Genomic DNA, 20,758 nt, shown 5'->3' with positions numbered 1-20,758 from the left:
CTTCCTTAAAAATAACTAATGGATTGTAGCTAAAATTTGATAAAAAGTTGCTAAATTAGCTTCTAGCGTCGGCTAAAACAATACCAAAAGCCACTTCAAATCCAGCCTTGATAAACGTATCCCTAGCCTCTAACATAGTCGTTCCTGTTGTCACCACATCATCAACTAAAATAACTGGAAATCTTGGCTCTTTTAAAATTTTAAAATTTCTTGGATTGCTCTGTCTAAATTTCAAATTCTCTCCGCTATATTTTACATTAGAAGTAGCGTGCAAAGCACCAAATATTGGCTTTATAAACTCGCTTTTTAACGCCCTAGATAAGATAGCATTATGCGAGTAGCCACCAAAATTTCTATCATCAATCGCAATGGCATTTAATGCAAAATTTGGCTTAAAAATTTTACTAAAATTTTTAAAACTAAGTTTGCAAAGCGAGTTTAAAACAAATCTTCCGTGCATATAATGCTTTGAGTGGATTAAATTTTTAACCTCTGAAAAATCGTAAAAGTAGTAAATCTTAAACCCGTCAATCTCACGGACAAAAAGCCTACTCTCTGCTAAAACTCTCTTGCACGAACCGCACAAAAAAGCTAGGCTAAACTCGCCACAATTAGCACATCTCAAATATTTAAAAGCTCTCTAGCAACACGCCTAACCATATCATCTATTACACTTTTTAAAAGCGGTTCAAACGCTCCACCAGTGTGAATGAGCTGAAATTTGCTCTGCGTATCGGCAAAATTTTTCATTATATTTTGACCATCTTTAATAGCGACTAAATTCACTTTCATATTTGCCTTTGCATTATCCTTTGCATATCCGCTAAGATTTGCTGTAAATTCCGTTATGGTTATATTTATCACTGCTCCAGTTGGATTTTGTATAACCCCAAGCGATTTTAGCTCAGCCTCTAATGCCTGTTTAAAATACATAGCAACGTCGCTATTTAGCACGACATATTCATTTATTTCGCCATTTGAGCCAGTTATTGTAGCGATTATGTCTTTATTTTTTCTAGCGTCAAAAACATTTGCGATTATAAAATTGCCTTGATGTTGCTGTTTTTGGTGCGTTGGGGAGTATGGAGCAAGCGAGATAAATGTCTGCCTTGTCGCACAACCTGTAAACAAAATAAACAAAATTAAGATTATAAATTTATAGTTTTGAAATTTCATTTGCCACCTTTATCGCTGCTTGTTTTACTAATAAAGCCACAAAAAAGTCAAATTGACCGGTTCTTGAAGCCTGTAATTTTTCAACAGATTGCGTTGTCGTAATCTGCATTTTTTTGCTGAAATTTATATTCGAAAGAGATAGATTACCGGTTAAAAATCCTGCTAGATGCTCGTCTTTCCTGCTATAATCGCCCCTTAAGGAGTTAAAAGCAAAGTCAAGTCTATACGTATATGGCGATGTTTGTGTATCAACTACAACTATCGCACGTGAGTTTAGCTCCTGCTCTAAAAACATATAAAATAAAACTTCTAATCTAGGGTTTGAGTTAAACACAACCTTAGAGCCATCAACACGCGTATAGTAAATACTTCTTGCACTCTCACGCTCATCGGTAATCCTGTGAAAATAGACCTTTTTAAGACCAACATCAGTATCTATCATATTTTTCTCAAAGCAACACTTAAGAGCAGTGTCGCTTCTGTAACTAACACCGTCGATATAAACCTTACTACCGCTTTGATCACAAATTGAGCAGTCCGTTTTAACGGTCATTACGTATTCAAAAAGCATTTTAGAGTCGTTATCTACTGGATATCCAGACTGACCGCACGACTCACAAAACGAACTAGCACACCCAGAAAAAATAAGCATAAAAACGGCAATGATAAAATTTCTCATCTTACTCCCTTTTGTATTTTTTGGCTAATTGTTTCGCCACCAACAGCGTAATTTTCAGGCTCTATCTCATCAATCACAACAACGGCATTTTTACCACTTCTACCTAAAATTTGTTCAAAAAGTTCGGTCACACCACGTGCTAAATGCTCTTTTTGCTCCTTTGTTGGAGTGCCGTTTTCTTTTGTGATTTTTATATTTATATATGGCATAAATTCTCCATAGCCTAAAAATGCGTTAATATTATCTTAAAAATACTAAATCTCTTTTAAAATTTTGTGTTTTTTAGAATTTTAAGACTATCAAAATTGATTAAAATATTTATGCCATTAAGCACAATACCGGTGCCAAAACTGCCTAAAAACAGACTCTGCACCCCCCCCCTATTGTTTGCAAGTTTGATTATATTTGCGACCACGCTGTTTATATCGGTGTTAGCTATCTCTTTTAAAGCTTTGTTAAAACACAAATTTTCATCTAATTTTAACGTTTGTAAAAATTTATCATAAAAGAAACGGCTTGGTGCGTGAAAGATAAAAGTGTCGGTTTGTCTCTTGCAAAATTTGCAAAATTCATCAAAAAATTTTGGGTAATTTTGAAAAACTATCTTAAAAAATTTATCGTTATCAAGGTTTAAAAATTTATTTTGACTTGATTTATAAGCACCAATCGGCTTTGTCTCATTTAGACACTCATCGCTAAAAATTTCACTGGCAAAATACGCTGTTTTTTGCTCTTTTGATTTTGAGATTAAAACAGCACTAGCGCTATCTGAAATGGTGCTAAACGTAAGCTTATCACTCCTATTAATTATCTTGCTTTTTACAGAGACCGAGCATAAAATCACATTTTTGAAATTTTTGTTATCTAGCATTAAAAACGCTTGAAATAACCCCTGAATAAAGCCAGAACAAAAGGCAGTCATATCAAAACAGAGAGTTTTTGATAATAGATTTAAATTTTTATGGACGATATGAGAGTTTGATGGCATTAAAAAATCAGGCGTGTGAGAGATGATGATAAGTGCGTCTATATCGGATTTTTGTATGATTTTGGCTTCAAGCAGTGCATTTATGCTTTTTGTCGCTAAATCCGTAGCGTATATGTCATTATCACTAACATAGTGTCTTTTAATGCCTAAATTTTGTTTAAGTATATTTAGCTTTATAGGCGTTAAATGCGACATCTCATCATCAAAACTACTCTCATTTTGCCCTAAAACAAAGCTTATGGCTTTTATGTCATGATTTTTTAGCTTTACTCTCATCTACTCCTCCAAAAGGGCGTTTTCATCTGCCTTTAAAATTCTCATAAAATCATCAAAATATGGCTTTGAATTTATGGCTGTTATGGGTGCGTTTGCAAATTTTACCTGCTTAAAATTTGCATTTTTTTTAAGTGCTTTAATCTGTTTAGATATAGAAATTTCTGATTTTTTATCCAAATGCCTTACAAAGTATTTTATGCTTTTTTCGTGCATTTTTGCATTTTCATCTTTTAAAACACCACTAAATTCCTTAAAATATCGGTAGCTAACATTTGCTTGTTCTTCTATATAGTGAGTGAAAGTGTAACCTAAATTTTGGGTGCCAAAAAGCACGATTTTACCATTTTTATTTTTTAGCACATCATAAACGCAATTTTTAGAAAATGTGCTTGGTGTGTCAGTTAGATAGGCATTTTTATCATCTCCAAAAATAGCAAAAGAAAATATCGGGTCGTTTGTGCGAACAACGCCATTTTGATGCCTAAAAAACTCAGTTAAAACGCCCATTGTGCTTTTTGAATTTAACTTATCATAAATCATATTTTTACAAAAACTATATGTAAATGTAGGCATTATTAGTGTGCCAGTTTTGCCAATCACCTCGTAAAAGCAATCAAGCAAGGCGGATAAAAACTCATCTTTGCTTAAAAGCGGTTTGCCAAAGTTAAAAATTTCGCTATGAACGCAAATCGTATCGCCATCTTTAATGCCGATACTTTTTAAGGCAATAACTAGCTCATCTTTATAAACAATGCCGTTAAAGCTCTCTAAAATAGGCGTTCTCATCGCTTCATCGCTTCATCTATCATATCTTTTATAGATTTAAAACTCTCAAAATTTTCACTTGCGATAAACTGAGCTAAAAGTGGCTTTTTATACCTACGCTCTATCGCACTAACAAGTCCCATAATATCCATACTATCTATCACTCCACTACTTAAAATCTCACTCATGCTCTCATCTATATCATCTCTGCCGATACTTAAAAACAGCTCCTTAACTTCGTTCATTTTTGCTCCTTTAATATTAAAGTCTCTTTGTTGCTTAGTGTTAAATTTATAGTGTTTTTATCTATTTCGTAATGTAAAATGTCTGCTATTTTGCCATTATTTTCTATCTTTGCATAAGGTATTTGCCTAAATACACCAACGTCAAAAGCACGTAAAAATCGCACCTTTGTATCAAAATCAAAGCCTAGATTAAGCACGCCACCATTTGGGAGATCGCTACTTTTATGAAAACTACCTTGCCACCCCCCCCCATAGCTTAATTTTTTAAAGCTATTTTTAACAAGTTCATCAAAGGCTAGTATTGCCATTTTGTGCTGTGCCAAAAGTAGCTCACAGGCACTCATTTTACAGATTTTAATCTCTTTTTGGATTAAAATCTCGCCAGTATCAATACCACAATCAACCCTATGCCACGTAATACCAGCTATCTCATCACCACAAAAAATCGCCCAAACGTGAGCATTTACGCCCCTGTGAGCTGGTAAAAGCGAGTTATGATAATTGATGATGAAGTTGTTTTTAACACAGGGCGGTTTAAAGATATAAAAATTATTTGCACTTACTATCAATGCATTTTTTAGAGTGTTTAAAAGGCTATCATTTGGCTTGTCTAGCTTTGTTATTTTTGTGTTATTAAAGTGGTTTTTTAAAATCCGCTCACATTCTAATGCCACTCGTCCATTGCCAAGTATAAAAATTTCGTTAGCCTTCATCATCTCTCCCATAAAACTCAATAAACGTTTTATCTTTAACAAAGCCAAAAGAGCTATAAAAATCTATAATATTTTTGCTATTTTGCCTAACAAAAAGCTTAAAATTTCTAGTGCTTAATGATAAAAATTTAGCCATTAATTTTCGCCCAAAACCTGCATTTTGCCACTCTTTATTAACTGCCATAAAATCTAAATGAGCTATGTTTAAATGCAAAAAATAAATCAAACTAGCAATGATTTTATTTTGATTTTTTATCACAAAAACTTGGTTGTTTAAAATTCTCTCTTTGAGTTCATTTTTATTTATAAAAAGATAATCTTTATCAAAAAACTCCGTAAAAAAGCTATAAATTTTATCAATATCACTTAAAATCGCTAGTTCTATTTCGTCGCTTATTTCGTATCTTAAACCATTATTTTTAAAACTCATACCTATAAATTCATCAATTTTTTTAAAGCCATTCAATCTTAAAAATTCGCACTCAATCTCGCTAAGTTTAATCTTTTTAACAATTTTTATAAAACCATTTGGCAAATTAAAATCCCTAGCTTCGTTTATAAAATAGATAATAAAACTATCTTTTATAAAAAAGAAATTTTCATCACGTGTTAAAATTTTGGCATTTTTTAGACTATCAATGCTAAAAATATTATTTGTAAAACAGCGATAATAACCCTTTAAAAAGCTCTCAAACTCGCTCACTTAACGCCTTTCTATCAATCTTGCCATTTTGATTTAAAGCAAATTTTTCAACCCTTACAAACCTTTTTGGCACCATATAATTTGGTAGCTTTTGGCTTAAAAATTTCTTGACATCTATGTCATTTGTGTTTTCATAAAAGCAGATTATCTCGCCATTTTTAAAGATACAAGCCGAGTTTAAAACGACTGCATTTAGCACCGCTTCAATCTCGCCAAGTTCTATTCTATGCCCTAAAAGCTTAATTTGACTATCTTTTCTGCCGTAGCAAACTAGCTCAAAATTTTCGTTATACGCCACAATGTCGCCAGTTTTATAAACAATATCTTTATAATTATTATGAAGTGGGTTTTGTATAAAAACCTCATCACTCTTTTGTGAATTTGCGTAATATCCAAGGCTAAGACTTGTGCCTCTAACGTAAAGTTCGCCCTTAATGTTTGGCTTAGTAATTAGCTTTAAATCATCATCAAATACTAAAAGCTCAGTGTTTTTACATGCCTTGCCAATAGGCAATAGCTCATCATCATTAAAATTTCTATCAACAATAAAATAAGCACAGACATCAGTTATCTCAGTTGGCCCATAAAGGTTTGCAAAAAGTGCATTTGGTAGGGCTTTTCGCCAAATATTTAGTTGCTTATTTGGCATTATCTCTCCGCAAAAAAGAACCTTTTTAAGGCTGTTTAGCTCACATTTTTCTAGTGCTTTTTGATTTGCAAAGTAGATTAAAACTGATGGCACCCAAAAAATAAATGTAACACCATAAGCTTTTAAATACTCTAAAATTTTAAGCGGAAAGGCAAAGAGCTGGGTTGGTAAAATATGAAGCGTGGCACCGCTTTTAATCGTGCTAAAAATATCTAAAATAGAGTTATCAAAATAAAATGGTGCCTGATTTGCTAACACTTCATCACTTGAAATTTTAAAGGTATCACTCACCCAAAAAGTGTAGTCTATCACACTTTTATGACTTATGCTAACACCCTTTGGCACACCAGTGCTACCGCTGGTAAAAAGCACGTAAAGTAGATTTGTATCAATATGCATATCACGTGCTGTTTTTAGAGCAGTTTTATCTATGTTAAAATTTTCAAACTCGCAAGGGGTAATTTGGATAATATCGGTAAAATCTAGCTTATATTCAGCAATAATTAGCTTTGGTTTTAAAATTTCTATCACGCTTTCTATGCGGTCTTGTGGTGTTTTAGCGTCAATTATTGAGTAAAAATTTCCACTCTTTGCTACGCCAAAAAATGAGATGAGAGCAGAAATCCCCTTTTCTAAAATGATTAAAACTGGCTCGTTTTTAAGTTTAAAAGAGATAATTTTGCTGGCTAATTTATCTGAAATTTCATCAAATTCTTTGTAAGTTATACTTTTTTCATTACAAACAAATGCCGTTTTATTTGGGTGTTTTTGTGCGGTTTTATCCAAAAAATCGCAAACATTTCTTATCACTTTACCTCCTTTATTAGCTTAAATTTTAGTAGTTTTTCTATCATATTTTTTAAGCTATACGCCCTTACACCTAAAATTTCAGCTATCGCTACGACATCTCTTTTGCCATCACAAAATGCCAAAAAGTCGCGAATTAACATCATATCGCTTGGATACTCGCCTTTATTTATGGTTGATATTAGCCCACGACTGCCAAGATTTGGCTCACAAGTAGTAGTTAGGGCATATTTTTTATTAATCTCGTAGTTTAAAACCATACTTTTTGCGTAGCTTAAGCCACCATTTAAGCCATTTTCCGTAACGACACTAAAATCATCAAGGCTAGTGTGATACTCTTTGTATTCGCCAAATTTACTTCTGCAAATGCAAACCATGCCAAGGTCTAAATTTGGCGTATTAAACTGCCTTTCGTCACTACCTCTATGTAAAAATGAGTAAATTTTTGGCGTTTTAGTAATGTGCTTTATCGTGTGAAGTGCGATTTTATCACTTAAAGAGCTTTCAGAAGGGCTTAAAACCACGCTGTATTCACGCTCATCGCCAACACAGCTAAGCACGAAACCACCCTTTACGTTTTGCTTTAAGTGGCTAAAATTTTCATAAATAAAACAGATTGAGCCAATGGTTTCAGGAGCTAAAACAAATCGGTAGTTATAATCTCGCTCATTTAACCCCATAACCCATCTTGCAAGATATGCTAAAACAACTGGCCCTGAAAGCTCATTATTTGCCATTTGCGGATGACACAAATAAGACGTGATTAAAATTTCATCTTTTGTATTTTTTGTAGCTGGGATAAAAATTTCAGCATAATTTAACTCTCCGCTTTTAAAATTTGAATCTATAAAGACCTCATAAACGCCATCTTCTAAGCTATCAAGCTCATTTTTTGATATACAAAATCCCCAGCGTTTTTCATAATAGCTAGTAACATAAGGGACTGCGTTTGCTAAATTTTCATCTGTATAAAGATGCTCTTTAAGCTCATTTAGACTCATTTTTTTATGAACACCGCAGCTATAATTTACAAGATGCAAGTTTTGCTTTTTAAATTCGCAAATTTTACGCCCATTTGACGTTAATATATAAGCGTCACGAACGACCCACTCATCAGGCACGACCCAGTCATAACACCTTGTGCCTGATTTGACGCTTGAAATTTTAATAGTATGAGAGATTTTAAAGCGTTTAGTAATTTTAGGAGCGGTTTTTAAATTTAAAAACTCGCCATACCCCCCCCCATTTATGGCGTTTAAAACGATTTTTAGGCTGGTTTTAAAACCATCGCCTGTAATGCTTCTTGGGATTTTAAAAAGTCTTTTTGCAAGATTTAGCATTTTAATCAATCTTTAGCACACTTAAAAACGCCTCTTGCGGTAAATGCACCTTGCCGATGGCCTTCATACGCTTTTTGCCCTCTTTTTGCTTTTCAAGAAGCTTTCTTTTACGCGTGATATCGCCACCATAGCACTTTGCCGTTACGTTTTTACCCATTGATTTTACGTTTTCACGAGCGATTACTTTATTGCCGATACTTGCTTGGATAGCCACTTCAAAAAGCTGTCTTGGCACAATCTCTTTCATCGCCTTTACAAAATCACGTCCTTTACTTTGCGATTTGCTCTCTGGCACGATGATTGAGAGTGCATCTACTATCTCGCCAGCGACCTTTATATCAAGTTTTACTAGATTACCTACACGATACTCGCTAGGCTCATAATCAAAACTTGCGTAACCCTTTGTAGCTGATTTTAGCTTATCGTAAAAGTCCATAACAATCTCATTCATAGGTATGTCATATTCAAGCAAAACTCGCTCTGGCGTTATGTAATCCATCTTTGTTTGCACCGCTCGGCGGTTGTTTAAAAGTGTGATAATGTTACCTAGAAATTCTGTCGGTGTGATGATAGTTGATTTTACATAAGGCTCTTTGATATACTCTATTTTATTTACTGGCGGTAGTTCGCTTGGATTTTGGATACGTAAAATTTTGCCGTCAGTTTGGACAACTTCGTATGTAACGGTCGGTGCAGTTGCGATTAAATCAAGATTAAACTCACGCTCTAATCGCTCTTTGACAACCTCCATATGCAAAAGCCCTAAAAATCCCACACGAAAGCCAAAACCAAGTGCGATTGATGTTTCAGGCTCGTAGCTTATTGAGCTGTCGTTTAGTTTTAGCTTATCAAGTGCGTCCCTTAAATCCTCAAATTTATCTGTATCAATCGGATAAATTCCAGCAAACACAAACGGCTTTGCACGTTCAAATCCGCCAACTGGCTCTTTTAGCGGATTTTTAGCCATAGTAATCGTATCACCGACCTGCACGTCGCTTACGTTTTTTAACCCCAAAACAACCACGCCAACTTCACCAGCATTTATGGATTTTGTCTTAATCGGAGCTATCGGATTTGGATACATTAAATCCAAAACGACGTGTTTTTTGTTTGTTCCCATAACCAAAATTTCATCGTTTTTAGCGATTTTTCCGTCATAAACTCGCACGAGTGCAAGTGCGCCAAGGTAGTTGTCAAACCAGCTGTCATAGATTAACGCCTTTGTAGGTTTGTTTTCATCGCCATTTGGTGCTGGTATGCGACTAGCTATGGTCTCAAGTAGCTCGTTTATGCCGATTCCACTCTTTGCACTAACCTCAATAGCACCGGAGCAGTCAAGCCCGATTATATGCTCTATCTCATCTTTTACACGCTGCGGGTCAGCTGCTGGAAGGTCTATTTTATTTATTACCGGTATGATTTCAAGGTTATTTTCAAGTGCGATATAGACATTTGCAATAGTTTGTGCCTCAACGCCCTGACTTGCATCCACAACAAGCAAAGCTCCCTCGCAACTAGCTAAACTTCTGCTTACTTCGTAGCTAAAATCAACGTGTCCTGGTGTATCAATGAGATTTAAGATATACTCGCCGTCTTTGTTTTTGTAATTTAGCCTAACACTTTGAGCTTTTATCGTGATACCACGCTCTTTTTCAATATCCATCGTATCCATTATCTGACTGCTCATCTCTCTGTCGCTTACTGCGCCGCACTCTTGGATTAAGCGATCTGCAAGTGTGCTTTTGCCGTGATCAATGTGAGCGATAATGCTAAAATTTCGTATATTTTTCATAAAATTCCTAGTTAAATTTTAAAGGCTTATAATGCCAAAAAATCATTTAAAAAGCTATAAATTCACACATCATTGCTTAGTTCACTATTTACGCGTTTGCCTATATCTTTAAGTTTACTATACTCTTCTATAAGACTTGGAGCGTCATCAAGGCTTATTGCTAACGTCCAAAGATATGTTAAAACCGAGTAGATATGTCCTGCATCAGCCTTGTTTGAGGTCAGTAAAAAAATAGCCACGCTAAAGAGCAAAGCCGCACTTGTACCTATGATAAAAAACTCATCGCCTCTGTTTTGAAATTTTAACCCTTAAAAAAGATAGCAAGTTATAATGTCTGCTTAATGTGTCTTTGCCCGCATTCTTTATCCTATCAGCCTCTTTTTCAAGCCAAAAATCGATACAACCGATGTAAAAAATATCGGAAAGTGTTGCTCGAAAAAATTTACAAACTCGCGTGATAAATTCGCCCTTGCGATGATAGTTGAACTATCTTGATTAGCCGATTTTTCGCTCATTATCACTTTTACCACAAGATCTGCGTAAATTTTAGTAAAAACCTGAGTACCCACCAGCCTTCTAATCGCACCAAGCCCCCAGCCTAAAAACACCATAACCGAGTAGGATAACGCCAGTAAAATATCGCCGCTTACAACCGCATTTATCGCAATACCTGCAAGTATGGGGTAGATAAAAATAGCCCGTTTTCAGCCAAAACAATACAAAATGTCAAAGATAGCTTTTTGAAATTTTGCCTTGCTATAAATTTTAATGTCTTAAACGCACCATTTTGCATTAAATTCCTTTAATGTTTAAATTCTAACCCACAAAGCACATCGCCTAAGCATTCTTTGCTATTTAGCTCAACATTAACGTGCTTTATGTTAAATTTTAAAAGAGCAGTTTTAACATTTTGGGTTATTAAAATCGCCTCTTTGACGCTTAAATTTTCATCAACACCAACGCAAAGCGAAGCAAGATGAAGTTTGCTATTAATACTCCAAATATGCACGTCAGATATAAAATTTACACCCTCTATTTTTGATAAAACGCATAAAATTTCATCGACATTTATACCCTTAGGGACGCCCTCCATAAGGATATTAAGCGTATCTTTAAGCAACAAAAATCCGCCCTTAATAATAAGCACAGCCACAACCAAACTAGCCAAAGAGTCCGCCCACCAAAAGCCAAAACTCATCATCAAAACAGCAGCCACAATCGCAGCAAACGAGCCAAGCATATCGCCTAATACGTGCAAATAAGCCGCCCTGATATTTACGTTACCCTTTATATCGCTATCTTTGTGCATATAGTAAGCGACCACGATATTTACTAAAAGCCCAACTAAGCTAATTAATAACATCGCAGTTGTAGCAACTTGCGGTGGATTATAAAAACGCTCTATCGCCTTAATAATGATAAATACGGCAATAACAACAAGCGTAAGGGCATTTATAAAAGCCACTAAAATTTCAACACGCTTAAATCCAAACGTCTTTTTTAAAGTAGCACCTCTCTTTGCAAATTTTAACGCAAACAACGAAAGTGCGAGTGCGACGGCGTCTGAAAGCATATGAAACGCATCTGAAAGCAGAGCTAGAGAGTTTGTAAAAATACCACCAAAAATTTCTAAAATCATAAAAAGAGTTATGATAATAAACGAATTTCTAATGGTACTTTCGTTTTTATCGTGAGAATGGTTATGTAAATGGTTACACGAGTGGTGATTATGATTTTGCATTTTTATCCTTTTTTATTGGCTATTATAGGTGTTTTTGGCTAATGATTAGTAAAATTTTGTTGTAACTCTTGACATTACAACAAAATTTTACTATACTTCGCTCATAGGTTGTAAGTTAAAGCCTTACAACAAAAGTTTAAGGAGAAAATATGTCAAACTATAAAATAGCTTCAATTAAAAACTCACCAAGAGTTGAGTTAAAAGAAGCTCTAAATTTAAGTGGCTGTGAGATATCAATTACTAAATTATCCGCAAACTCAAGCGTGCCTTTCGTGCATTCTCACAAACAAAATGAAGAAGCATATATCGTGCTTGAAGGAAGTGGTGTGCTTTTTATAGACGGCGATGAGATAGCGGTAAATAAAGATGATACGATTCGCATAGACCCGCAGGGCAAAAGATGTTTTAAGGCTAATGATACTGGGCTTAAACTACTTTGCATTCAAGCAAAAAAAGATAGTTTAGCCCAATACACTCACACCGATGGTGTAATAAACGATGATATGAAGCCTAGTTGGCTTTAATAAATAAAATTTAAAGGAGAAAATATGAAAATAGCAATCTTAGCAGCAAACGGCAAAGCAGGTGAAGCCATATTAAAAGAGGCTTTAAATCAAGGATACGAAGTAACAGCAATCATTAGAAACAAAGAGTATAAAAACGACAAAGTTAAGGTTATTTACAAAGATATTTTAAGCTTAGAAAAAGCCGATCTTGTGGGATTTGACGCTGTAATCACAGCATTTGCGGCTTGGACACCACAAACCTTGCCACTTCACACGACTACACTAGTTCATCTAGCCGACCTTTTAAGTGGGACAAACACACGCCTTTTAGTCGTCGGCGGTGCTGGTAGCTTGTATGTTGATGACGCTCTAACCACAATGCTTGTTGATACGCCAGAATTCCCAAGTGATTACAAACCTGTCGCAAGTGCGATGAAAGCTGGACTAAATGAGCTTAGAAAGAGAAATGACGTAAAATGGACCTATCTTAGCCCAGCGGCAGAGTTTGAGCCAGACGCACCAAAAACTGGCGAGTATATCATAGCCGGGGAGAAATTTACACTAAATAGCAAAGGCGAGAGCAAGATAAGCTATGCTGACTACGCGATAGCTATGGTTGATGAGCTAAAAAACGCAAAATTTATTGGCAAACGTTTTAGTGTTTTAGAAAAATAGATTTTTTGGGCTATAATTAGCCCAAAAAATTTGGAGAAAAAATGCAAATCGGAGTGAAATTTTCAACCGCAATTCATATTTTATTAAGCGTGGAATTTTTTAAAGACGAAAAAAACACGAGCGAATTTTTAGCCCAAACGATAGGCACAAATCCAGTAATCGTTCGCAATATCATAGCACTTTTAAAATCAGCAGGGTTAATCCAAGTCGCTCGTGGAATTGGCGGAATAACGCTATCAAAAGAGCCAAAAGACATAACCTTATATCAAATTTATACAGCCATAAACGATAAGCAAAATCTATTTAAAATACACCAAAACGCTCCAGCTGCGTGTCCGCTTGGTGGTAGGATAGACGCCCTTTTAGAGCCAAAATTTCAAAACGCACAAAAAGCACTGGAGCAAAATTTAAATAGCACAAGTTTGCAAAATTTACTTGACGAGCTTAAAAATTAATCCTTAAAACCTGCTATTATTGACTTTAGTTATCAATATAAGATATAATAACCAAAAATTTTAAGGAGATTTAAAATTTATGGAATTTCTAAAACACAATGTTGATTACTTTATCATCGCGATTTTAGGCTTTATGAGCTTTTTAGTAGTTTGGTTTAGCATAGAAAGAGTGATTTACTATGCAAAAATTGATATCAAAGCTTTTGAAAATCAGGAGAGTCTAGAAGAGGCTTTGACTAAAAATTTAACCACGCTTTACATAATATACTCAAACGCCCCATATATAGGACTTTTGGGCACGGTTGCTGGTATTATGATAACGTTTTATGATATGGGCGTAAGTGGTGGCATAGATACAAAAAGCATTATGGTCGGACTATCTCTAGCACTTAAGGCAACGGCGTTTGGACTACTTGTAGCCATACCAACTCTAATGATCTATAATGGACTATCTAGAAAAGCTGAAATTTTACTAAATAGATACAAGGTAAAAGATGAAATCAATTAAAAAAGATGGGCTTAATGTCGTTCCTTTTATCGATATTATGCTGGTTTTGCTTGCCATTGTTCTATCCATATCCACTTTTATAGCCCAGGGTAAAATACAAGTTGATTTGCCAAGTGCAAATTCTGCTACAAAAGAGCAAAAAGATGAAAAAAAAGTAGTCATCGTCGTGGATAAAGATAATAAAATTTTCATAGATGACATACAAACACCAGAAGAGAATTTAAAAGAAAAACTAATGCCTATTGAGCAAACAACGCTAATAGAGCTTAAAAGTGACAAAGAGAGTAAATTCAACAGCTTTGTTAAAATCATAGATATTTTAAAAGAGAAAGGGCACGAAAATTTTGCAATCACGACAGTGTCTGAGTAGGCTATCTAGCAATGTTGGCTTTAGTGTATCACTAATTATACACGCTGTTGTCGTTGCGGTGTTTTTCTTAAAACACCCATTTATAGAGCCAAAATTTAACGAAGCAAAGCCACTAAAAATAAGCGTAAATTCTTTTAAGCCTATCTCGGCTCCAGTTTTTGCACCAGAACCGGCTCCAGCCCCACCTGCCCCACCACCGCCACCTATAACAAAGCCAGAACCAAAAAAGATAATACCACAAGAAAAGCCTAAACCAGCACCAAAACCAAAACCGGTAAAAAAAGAAAAACCAAAGCCTATTGAAAAAATAGAGCCGACACCACCAGCTCCACCAGTTGTCACAAGCAACGAACAAATAGCCACTCCAAGCCAAAGTGTGCCATCTCAAAATCAAGCAAACACAAATGCTTTAGGCGGTGCACCAACGATAGGCGAGCTAAATATGGAAACCTCTGCAAACGATGAGCGATATATCAAGATAAAACAAGCCTTAGCAAAACACCAAAAATACCCAAATAACGCACTAAAACTAAATCAGCAAGGTGTCGTAAAAGTGAGCTTTAAGCTACACAGGGACGGAAGCGTGAGCGATATAAAGATAATAGACAGCTCAAATTTTAGCCTACTTGACAATGGTGCTATCGACACTATTAAAAAAGCTACAAAAGACTTTCCAAGACTTGATAATGATGTTGTAGTTAAAATACCTCTTGCATATAAGCTAAGAAGAGGTTAATTTATGATAACAAATATCATAAATAAGTAAAATTTTAGTTTTCTTATATTATAATAACAAATATCAAAATAATAAACAGGAGAACTAAAAATGTCAGTGTTGGTAATAGGTGCAGATGAGATAACCCCGATAAAAGCCGTTTTACAAGACTTAGGTGCAAACAAAATAGAGCACTGGGACGCAAGAAACGAAAACCGAGTAAATCGCAAACCAATCCCGCAAGATACGGAGTGCGTGGTAATGCTTACAAGCTTTTTAAACCACAACACAATGAAAACAATCAAAACACAAGCCAAAAAACGAAACATACCTATTGTATGTGCCAAAAGAAGCGTGAGTTGCGTATTTTGCGAATACTGCAAAGTCTTTGGGCTAGATAAGGAATTTGGATGCAAAGCTTAATCAATGAAATTTGGACATTTATTAGATATTGGCGAAACAACTCCAAGTATTTTTTTAAAGCTTAGCAAACGGGCTAGGCTTTATAATTTTTTAGTCCTTTACAACGCCTGTGTTGATAAGAATTTTCAAATACCCATAAAATACGCCCTATCAAATAGTATCAAAGAGGCATTTAGTGCATACATTGACGATCTTTTATCAAATACGACGCTTAAAAAGAATACACTAAAAGAATTTTGCATAACGTCAAATAAGCTTATTATCTCGTATAAAAATCAAAATTTTTCAAACATTAAAAAGATTGCAAAAGAGCCAAAATACAAGGTCGCCAAACTTATTAAAATGCTTTATACAAATGGCGAATTTGAGCTTATTTTTGACGCAAATTTTATGTTTTCTCAGTTTGTTTATGATAAAATATCAAAGAAACATTTTGATAAAAATGTCTATTTTCAAGACTCTGCTATCATCATAGAAAGCGGTAATATGAAGCAAAAACTTTGTATCATACCAAGCTTTAAAGAGTTTAATATAGAAAATAGCAATCAATTAGCTCGTGAAATAGAGTATGCGACACAATTTTTACAAAATGAAAAGTGCGAGAGTGTGTATGTCGTTACGCCAAGACATAGCAATTTTAAGCGACATATAGAGGTTAGGCATTGTAATTTTGCTGATAAATGCATAAAAATCGTGCCTTATACAATAAGTAATAAAATTTTCTAAAAGGATAAAAATGATAGGCATTATATTTGGTAGCAGTATGGGAAATACCGAGGAGGCTGCTGAGTTCATAGGCGAAAATTTAGGTCTAGAAAACGAAGTTTTAAACGTGACAGACGTAAATCCAGCAAAAATAAATAGCTATGATAAGCTAATAGTAGGCACCTCGACCTGGGGAAGCGGCGACTTGCAGGATGACTGGGACTCTTTTGATTTTTCTGCACTAAATCTAAATGGAAAAGTGGTAGCATTTTTTGGTATGGGAGATAGCCAAAGCTACTCTGATGAATACTGCAATGGTATGGCAAAACTCTACGACGCATTCGTAAAACAAGGAGCAAAAGCCGTTGGTAGCGTATCTACTGATGGCTATACATTTGACGGCTCTGACGCTGTTAGAGATGGTAAATTTGTAGGCCTTGCACTTGACGCTGATAATGAAAGCGAGAAAACTGAAGAGAGAATTCTTGCCTGGATAGAGCAGATAAAACCGCTTTTTTCTTAATTTTTGGGGCTTTTGCCCCTATTTAAAAACACCATTTTAAGCAAAATTTCACTAAAATCTGTAAATTTAAAAACTAAGAGCGAAAATGAATAAATTTTTAAGTGAAATTTGGGACGAGCCGAAGCTTTTTTTAGATACAAAAACCACGATAATCACAGATGAGCAATTACTTGCCATAATAATGGCAACAAATATCAAAAACTACGATAGATTTATAGCACTAAACGAATTTAGAGATATTCTTTATAAGCTTAATCTAAGAGCAGATTTGTTTAGCGTTCAAACCGCACAAGTTGGCACTATAAATGCAATAAAGCAGTCTAAAATTTCAAAAACAACGCTACTAAAATCACTCAAGTTAATAAACGAAAATAACATCATAACCGCGTCCGAGCTAGAAAATTTAGAAAATTTCATAAACTCACTAGAACAAACAGAGCTTAAAACAGAGCAAATAAATGCAAAAAAGCACTATTTTCAAGAGCGTTCAAAAATGCTAGATGAGCTGTATTTAAGGCTATTGTCTATCTGCGATGAGCAAAATAAGACTAGGCTATATGCTCAAAAGCAAAAACTAGATGAGCTAAAATTTAACGTAGCAGTGACTGGCGTGATCAATGCTGGTAAATCAACAATGCTAAACGCTCTTTTAAATAAGCAAATTTTAGGCACATCAAACGTGCCAGAAACGACAAATTTAACTCTATTAAAATACTCGCACACTCCATTTGCTAAGATAAATTTTTGGAGCAATGCTGAGTTAAAAGAGCTTGGTATAGACGCACAAACAAACGAGCAAAGTTCTAAAGAGATAGAGATAGCCGAACTAAAAAACTACACATCAGCCACAAGTGACACATCAAAAATAGTAAAAAGCGTGGAGCTATATGAGGATTTAGAAATTTTAAAAGACGGCGTTTGCATAGTGGATACGCCAGGCATAGATGACGCGGTGTTTTTAAGAGAGCAAGTGGTGAGTGATTTTATGAGTGAGTGTGACCTAATGATACACCTAATGAACGTATCTCAAAGCTCGACACAAAAGGACTTTGAGTTTATACTGCACTCATTTTTAAATAACCACATAGTAAAACTAGTTATCGTCCTAACACACTCTGACCTGCTAACGCCAAACGAGCTAAATGACGTCATCTCCTACACACAAAAAAGTATCAAAGATAAGCTAAATTCCATAAAAGATATCGATATTTTTGCCATAAGTGCAAAAGAGTATTTTAAAAATCCACAAAACGGCGGTGTTGGCGAGTTAAAAGAGTATCTTTACAAAACACTCTTTGGAGACGATAGTAAAAAGGCTCATCTGGCGATAGACGCCTACAAAAAGGAGCTTTTATCGGTTTGTAAAAACCTGCTTGAGCAAAAAAATAGCCAAGTTTTAGCACTAAGTGGCTCAAATTTAGAGATAAATGAGAAAATTTCATCACTAAAAAATGAGCAAAACGAGCTTTTAAAATTAATAGACGATATCACTAAACAAAGCCAAGATGAGCTAAAACAAATAGACGCGAACGCCATTGATACAAGCTTTAAACTATCTTTAGCCCTACTATCATCTAACATAAAAGATAGGCTTTTAAACGAGATAGAGTATCATAAAAAACATGGCAAAAAACCAAACGACATAAGCTACATCGTAAAAACCGCACTTAATGATGGAATTTTAAACATCGCTAGAGTTAAACGAAATGAAATTTTATCAGCGATAAATGGCTGTAAAGAACGGCTTTTGCTAAAATTTAAAGAGCTTGAGATAAAAAGCCAGGATGAGGTTTTTAATATCGGAGAGTATCTAAAGTCAGTTGGTATAAATTTTAACTACGAACAAGTTTGTCGCGACATAAACGACGCCATAAGCAAAGATACAAAAACGCTAGAGCAGAGCATACAAGGTTATTTGGAGCAATTTTTAAGCGATGAAAAGCTTGGTAAATTTACATCTTTAATACTAAATTTAGAAAAAGATAAATTTACCGACCTTATTAATGAAAAGCTGACGCAAAAACTAAACGAGCTAAAACAAAGTGAGCAAACGCTAAACCAAAAAAATCTAGCACTCAACCAAACAAATGAGCAAATAAGGTCAAATTTAAAGTCACTCACAGATGAAATTTGCGAACTTGAAAGCGTATTAATGGAGCTAAAAAATGCTTAATAAATTCATAAATGCCTACAAAGCAAAGTATTTTAAAATTTTTTCAGACGATTTTTACGGCAGGTTTAAAAAATTTGAAAATGAGCTTTTAGAACCTAGTAATAAGCCAAGCGTAGAGCTTATTAATAACCTAAAAAAGCTAGATCTTTTTATCTGTGAGCCTGTGCAAGTGGCTATCATAGGGCAATTTTCAAGTGGTAAATCAACCTTTCTAAATGCCCTGCTCTCACGCGATATACTGCCAACTGGAGTTACTCCGGTGACCGCTAAACTAACGCACATAAAGTATGCCCCAAACTACTCATTAAGGGTTGATTATCAAAATGGCAGGGAGCTTAGCTTAGACATAAGCGAGATAGGTAAATTTGTTGATCAACGCATATTTACGGATGACATCAAAGAGATTTGTATATACGCACCTTTGCCGATTTTAAAGCGTATAAATTTCATCGATACACCGGGCTTAAACTCGCTATCAAATGCCGATACACAAGTTACTAAAGGCGTTATAGACGATGTTTGTGCCGTGATTTGGCTAAGCCTAATAGACAACGCCGCAAGAGCTAGTGAGCTATCTGACATAACTGAGTTTTTAAAAGATAAACAAAAAAGTGCTATTTGTGTATTAAACCAAAAAGATAAGCTAAATGAGCAAGAGCTACAAAATGTCTTATCTCACGCAAAGACTACATTTGGCGATCAGTTTTTAGACATCATCGCGATATCAGCCAAACAAGCCTGCAAAGCCATGCAAGATAATGACGCAAATTTACTACAAACCTCAAATTTTAACGCCATTCTTGAGTGTATAGAAAAATTTGCCGATGAAAAGATAAAAGAAAATTTTGTAATACAAAAGTGCCAAAAGATAAAAGATGAGTTGGTGCTTGAGTATGAGTATTTTTTTAGCATTTATGAAATGGCAAACCAAATAATTTTAAATTTTCAAAACAAACTAGATGAGCGTGTAGAAGCTTTTAAAGCGAACTTTAATCCAAAAATAGAACTAGCGTTTAATCAAATAAAACAGACCGCAAAACTTATAGCAGATGAGATACTTCTAAGCTTTAGGCCCATAAAAATGAGCAGATACACTCACCAAAAATCTCTCATAAAAGGCGAAAATTTCAAACGCACAGAGTATGAGATAATAGGTTTTGATACTGATGAAATTTTCTCAAAACTCATATATAACGACATAAAACTTGCTAAAATTTTTAGAGCTTATAGGCTGGATTTAAAAAATTTAGAAGATGAACTCAAGGCTGGATTGGATGAAATTTATACTACACTTGAGAGTGATTTTATGATTTACAAGGCTCAGTTTGAAGGCGTTAGAAAGGAGTGCGAGATCCACTCTGATGTCGAGTTTGCAGCGATTAGAACCTATGCTAAAGAGGTTTATGAGATGTTTTTAAGGGATTTTGAAAATGTGAAATTTAGCAAAATTCAAAAGCTCTCTTTGTTTTTTGAAAAATTAAATTTAAAAGTGGCTGCAAATTATGAAAACGCCATAAAAATAGCCGTATATTTTTTAAAAGACAAAATAGATATCGCAAGGGCGTCTTACGAGAAAGATCCTTTGGGATTTTCGCTATTTATACCAAGTCAAAAGGAGGTTTTTGAGCGTGTTTTGACATCTTTAAATTTATACGAATTTGAAAACGAAATACTCTCAAACACATCATTTTTAAATAAAATTTCAAATGAGTTAAAAAATGAATTTAGGCAACTAGCAACTCAAAAAATAGAAATTTTAAGCAAGTTAAAGCAAGCACAAAAAGAAAAAAGTCGTGCATTATTGGAGATTAAAATTTTGGGTGCAAAATAG

General features: G+C 34.8%; 27 protein-coding genes. 11 read left to right on the top strand and 16 right to left on the bottom strand.

What is annotated here, in order from left to right:
• Positions 1-55: 55 nt before the first annotated feature.
• From CMCT_RS02075 to CMCT_RS02010, 16 genes are all read right to left on the bottom strand, one after another.
• Entirely contained in the window at positions 56-625 is a 570-nt protein-coding gene (locus CMCT_RS02075; protein ID WP_034967788.1) for a ComF family protein, read from the bottom strand.
• Positions 622-1,176: a YajG family lipoprotein gene (locus tag CMCT_RS02070; RefSeq protein ID WP_034967785.1), complete on the bottom strand. Its 555-nt coding sequence runs from the start codon at positions 1,174-1,176 to the stop codon at positions 622-624. The genes CMCT_RS02075 and CMCT_RS02070 overlap by 4 nt, the downstream gene beginning before the upstream one ends.
• On the bottom strand, positions 1,157-1,855 hold the full coding sequence (locus CMCT_RS02065; protein ID WP_034967782.1) for a P-loop NTPase family protein: 699 nt from the start codon (positions 1,853-1,855) through the stop codon (positions 1,157-1,159). The genes CMCT_RS02070 and CMCT_RS02065 overlap by 20 nt, the downstream gene beginning before the upstream one ends.
• Positions 1,852-2,064, bottom strand: a complete 213-nt coding sequence (locus CMCT_RS02060; RefSeq protein WP_034967780.1) for a tautomerase family protein — start codon at positions 2,062-2,064, stop codon at positions 1,852-1,854. Before CMCT_RS02060 ends, CMCT_RS02065 begins: the two co-directional genes overlap by 4 nt.
• 56 nt (positions 2,065-2,120) lie before the next feature.
• Positions 2,121-3,119 carry a hypothetical protein gene (locus CMCT_RS02055; RefSeq protein ID WP_034967777.1) on the bottom strand — a complete coding sequence of 333 codons (999 nt, stop codon included), beginning with the start codon at positions 3,117-3,119 and terminating at the stop codon, positions 2,121-2,123.
• Complete coding sequence (locus CMCT_RS02050) at positions 3,120-3,905, bottom strand: AAC(3) family N-acetyltransferase (protein WP_034967775.1); 786 nt, start codon at positions 3,903-3,905, stop codon at positions 3,120-3,122.
• Entirely contained in the window at positions 3,902-4,129 is a 228-nt protein-coding gene (locus CMCT_RS02045) for a hypothetical protein (protein WP_034967772.1), read from the bottom strand. The genes CMCT_RS02050 and CMCT_RS02045 overlap by 4 nt, the downstream gene beginning before the upstream one ends.
• Entirely contained in the window at positions 4,126-4,842 is a 717-nt protein-coding gene (locus CMCT_RS02040) for a formyltransferase family protein (protein ID WP_034967770.1), read from the bottom strand. The genes CMCT_RS02045 and CMCT_RS02040 overlap by 4 nt, the downstream gene beginning before the upstream one ends.
• Positions 4,832-5,545, bottom strand: a complete 714-nt coding sequence (locus CMCT_RS02035) for a GNAT family N-acetyltransferase (protein ID WP_051654847.1) — start codon at positions 5,543-5,545, stop codon at positions 4,832-4,834. Before CMCT_RS02035 ends, CMCT_RS02040 begins: the two co-directional genes overlap by 11 nt.
• Positions 5,532-7,004 carry an amino acid adenylation domain-containing protein gene (locus CMCT_RS02030; protein ID WP_034967767.1) on the bottom strand — a complete coding sequence of 491 codons (1,473 nt, stop codon included), beginning with the start codon at positions 7,002-7,004 and terminating at the stop codon, positions 5,532-5,534. The genes CMCT_RS02035 and CMCT_RS02030 overlap by 14 nt, the downstream gene beginning before the upstream one ends.
• Positions 7,001-8,341 (bottom strand): DUF4910 domain-containing protein, encoded by a 1,341-nt coding sequence (locus CMCT_RS02025; RefSeq protein ID WP_051654846.1) that lies wholly within the window; start codon positions 8,339-8,341, stop codon positions 7,001-7,003. The genes CMCT_RS02030 and CMCT_RS02025 overlap by 4 nt, the downstream gene beginning before the upstream one ends.
• 1 nt (position 8,342) lies before the next feature.
• The gene (gene lepA, locus CMCT_RS02020) at positions 8,343-10,133 is read right to left on the bottom strand and encodes a translation elongation factor 4 (RefSeq protein ID WP_034967764.1); all 1,791 of its coding nucleotides are present in this window, start codon (positions 10,131-10,133) and stop codon (positions 8,343-8,345) included.
• A 62-nt stretch (positions 10,134-10,195) separates the two neighbouring features.
• A complete protein-coding gene (locus tag CMCT_RS09275) occupies positions 10,196-10,372 on the bottom strand; it encodes a hypothetical protein (RefSeq protein ID WP_236844952.1) in 177 nt (58 codons plus the stop codon).
• Between the two features lie 123 nt (positions 10,373-10,495).
• The gene (locus CMCT_RS09270; RefSeq protein ID WP_244948669.1) at positions 10,496-10,765 is read right to left on the bottom strand and encodes an ABC transporter six-transmembrane domain-containing protein; all 270 of its coding nucleotides are present in this window, start codon (positions 10,763-10,765) and stop codon (positions 10,496-10,498) included.
• Between the two features lie 26 nt (positions 10,766-10,791).
• A complete protein-coding gene (locus CMCT_RS09265; protein ID WP_244948658.1) occupies positions 10,792-10,926 on the bottom strand; it encodes an ABC transporter six-transmembrane domain-containing protein in 135 nt (44 codons plus the stop codon).
• Positions 10,927-10,935: 9 nt separating this feature from the next.
• Positions 10,936-11,874: a cation diffusion facilitator family transporter gene (locus CMCT_RS02010; RefSeq protein ID WP_034967762.1), complete on the bottom strand. Its 939-nt coding sequence runs from the start codon at positions 11,872-11,874 to the stop codon at positions 10,936-10,938.
• Between the two features lie 149 nt (positions 11,875-12,023).
• Here CMCT_RS02010 and CMCT_RS02005 point away from each other — a divergent pair, with 149 nt between their 5' ends.
• The 11 genes from CMCT_RS02005 to CMCT_RS01955 all read left to right on the top strand — a co-directional run bounded on the left by CMCT_RS02005 (position 12,024) and on the right by CMCT_RS01955 (position 20,758).
• Positions 12,024-12,398 (top strand): cupin domain-containing protein, encoded by a 375-nt coding sequence (locus tag CMCT_RS02005; RefSeq protein ID WP_169752720.1) that lies wholly within the window; start codon positions 12,024-12,026, stop codon positions 12,396-12,398.
• Between the two features lie 24 nt (positions 12,399-12,422).
• Complete coding sequence (locus CMCT_RS02000; protein WP_034967759.1) at positions 12,423-13,055, top strand: NAD(P)-dependent oxidoreductase; 633 nt, start codon at positions 12,423-12,425, stop codon at positions 13,053-13,055.
• Between the two features lie 41 nt (positions 13,056-13,096).
• The gene (locus CMCT_RS01995; RefSeq protein WP_034967757.1) at positions 13,097-13,510 is read left to right on the top strand and encodes an Rrf2 family transcriptional regulator; all 414 of its coding nucleotides are present in this window, start codon (positions 13,097-13,099) and stop codon (positions 13,508-13,510) included.
• A gap of 79 nt (positions 13,511-13,589) precedes the next feature.
• On the top strand, positions 13,590-14,018 hold the full coding sequence (gene exbB / locus CMCT_RS01990; RefSeq protein WP_034967754.1) for a TonB-system energizer ExbB: 429 nt from the start codon (positions 13,590-13,592) through the stop codon (positions 14,016-14,018).
• Positions 14,005-14,388 (top strand): TonB system transport protein ExbD, encoded by a 384-nt coding sequence (gene exbD, locus CMCT_RS01985; RefSeq protein WP_034967750.1) that lies wholly within the window; start codon positions 14,005-14,007, stop codon positions 14,386-14,388. Before exbB ends, exbD begins: the two co-directional genes overlap by 14 nt.
• Positions 14,363-15,124, top strand: coding sequence for an energy transducer TonB (locus tag CMCT_RS01980; protein ID WP_034967746.1), 762 nt, complete (start codon positions 14,363-14,365; stop codon positions 15,122-15,124). Before exbD ends, CMCT_RS01980 begins: the two co-directional genes overlap by 26 nt.
• 90 nt (positions 15,125-15,214) lie before the next feature.
• Positions 15,215-15,526, top strand: a complete 312-nt coding sequence (locus tag CMCT_RS01975; RefSeq protein WP_034967744.1) for a DUF2325 domain-containing protein — start codon at positions 15,215-15,217, stop codon at positions 15,524-15,526.
• Positions 15,527-15,529: 3 nt separating this feature from the next.
• Entirely contained in the window at positions 15,530-16,252 is a 723-nt protein-coding gene (locus tag CMCT_RS01970; protein WP_034967742.1) for a hypothetical protein, read from the top strand.
• A gap of 10 nt (positions 16,253-16,262) precedes the next feature.
• Positions 16,263-16,754, top strand: coding sequence for a flavodoxin FldA (gene fldA, locus CMCT_RS01965; RefSeq protein WP_034967739.1), 492 nt, complete (start codon positions 16,263-16,265; stop codon positions 16,752-16,754).
• Between the two features lie 85 nt (positions 16,755-16,839).
• Positions 16,840-18,927: a dynamin family protein gene (locus CMCT_RS01960; protein ID WP_176324990.1), complete on the top strand. Its 2,088-nt coding sequence runs from the start codon at positions 16,840-16,842 to the stop codon at positions 18,925-18,927.
• Positions 18,920-20,758: a dynamin family protein gene (locus CMCT_RS01955; RefSeq protein WP_176324989.1), complete on the top strand. Its 1,839-nt coding sequence runs from the start codon at positions 18,920-18,922 to the stop codon at positions 20,756-20,758. Before CMCT_RS01960 ends, CMCT_RS01955 begins: the two co-directional genes overlap by 8 nt.

It is taken from the genome of Campylobacter mucosalis (assembly GCF_013372205.1).
Taxonomy (GTDB): Bacteria; Campylobacterota; Campylobacteria; order Campylobacterales; family Campylobacteraceae; genus Campylobacter_A; species Campylobacter_A mucosalis.
The sequence above is the reverse complement of the archived record's forward strand: the minus strand, read 5'-3'. Positions and strand labels throughout refer to the sequence as shown.

Excerpts from the sequence above, each read along its gene's own strand:
- CMCT_RS02070 (WP_034967785.1), bottom strand. The coding sequence starts at position 1,176 with ATGAAATTTCAAAACTATAAATTTATAATCTTAATTTTGTTTATTTTG.
- CMCT_RS02065 (WP_034967782.1), bottom strand. The coding sequence starts at position 1,855 with ATGAGAAATTTTATCATTGCCGTTTTTATGCTTATTTTTTCTGGGTGT.
- CMCT_RS02060 (WP_034967780.1), bottom strand. The coding sequence starts at position 2,064 with ATGCCATATATAAATATAAAAATCACAAAAGAAAACGGCACTCCAACA.
- CMCT_RS02055 (WP_034967777.1), bottom strand. The coding sequence starts at position 3,119 with ATGAGAGTAAAGCTAAAAAATCATGACATAAAAGCCATAAGCTTTGTT.
- CMCT_RS02050 (WP_034967775.1), bottom strand. The coding sequence starts at position 3,905 with ATGAGAACGCCTATTTTAGAGAGCTTTAACGGCATTGTTTATAAAGAT.
- CMCT_RS02045 (WP_034967772.1), bottom strand. The coding sequence starts at position 4,129 with ATGAACGAAGTTAAGGAGCTGTTTTTAAGTATCGGCAGAGATGATATA.
- CMCT_RS02040 (WP_034967770.1), bottom strand. The coding sequence starts at position 4,842 with ATGAAGGCTAACGAAATTTTTATACTTGGCAATGGACGAGTGGCATTA.
- CMCT_RS02025 (WP_051654846.1), bottom strand. The coding sequence starts at position 8,341 with ATGCTAAATCTTGCAAAAAGACTTTTTAAAATCCCAAGAAGCATTACA.
- lepA (WP_034967764.1), bottom strand. The coding sequence starts at position 10,133 with ATGAAAAATATACGAAATTTTAGCATTATCGCTCACATTGATCACGGC.
- CMCT_RS09265 (WP_244948658.1), bottom strand. The coding sequence starts at position 10,926 with ATGCAAAATGGTGCGTTTAAGACATTAAAATTTATAGCAAGGCAAAAT.
- CMCT_RS02010 (WP_034967762.1), bottom strand. The coding sequence starts at position 11,874 with ATGCAAAATCATAATCACCACTCGTGTAACCATTTACATAACCATTCT.
- CMCT_RS02005 (WP_169752720.1), top strand. The coding sequence starts at position 12,024 with ATGTCAAACTATAAAATAGCTTCAATTAAAAACTCACCAAGAGTTGAG.
- CMCT_RS02000 (WP_034967759.1), top strand. The coding sequence starts at position 12,423 with ATGAAAATAGCAATCTTAGCAGCAAACGGCAAAGCAGGTGAAGCCATA.
- CMCT_RS01995 (WP_034967757.1), top strand. The coding sequence starts at position 13,097 with ATGCAAATCGGAGTGAAATTTTCAACCGCAATTCATATTTTATTAAGC.
- exbB (WP_034967754.1), top strand. The coding sequence starts at position 13,590 with ATGGAATTTCTAAAACACAATGTTGATTACTTTATCATCGCGATTTTA.
- exbD (WP_034967750.1), top strand. The coding sequence starts at position 14,005 with ATGAAATCAATTAAAAAAGATGGGCTTAATGTCGTTCCTTTTATCGAT.
- CMCT_RS01975 (WP_034967744.1), top strand. The coding sequence starts at position 15,215 with ATGTCAGTGTTGGTAATAGGTGCAGATGAGATAACCCCGATAAAAGCC.
- CMCT_RS01970 (WP_034967742.1), top strand. The coding sequence starts at position 15,530 with ATGAAATTTGGACATTTATTAGATATTGGCGAAACAACTCCAAGTATT.
- fldA (WP_034967739.1), top strand. The coding sequence starts at position 16,263 with ATGATAGGCATTATATTTGGTAGCAGTATGGGAAATACCGAGGAGGCT.
- CMCT_RS01960 (WP_176324990.1), top strand. The coding sequence starts at position 16,840 with ATGAATAAATTTTTAAGTGAAATTTGGGACGAGCCGAAGCTTTTTTTA.
- CMCT_RS01955 (WP_176324989.1), top strand. The coding sequence starts at position 18,920 with ATGCTTAATAAATTCATAAATGCCTACAAAGCAAAGTATTTTAAAATT.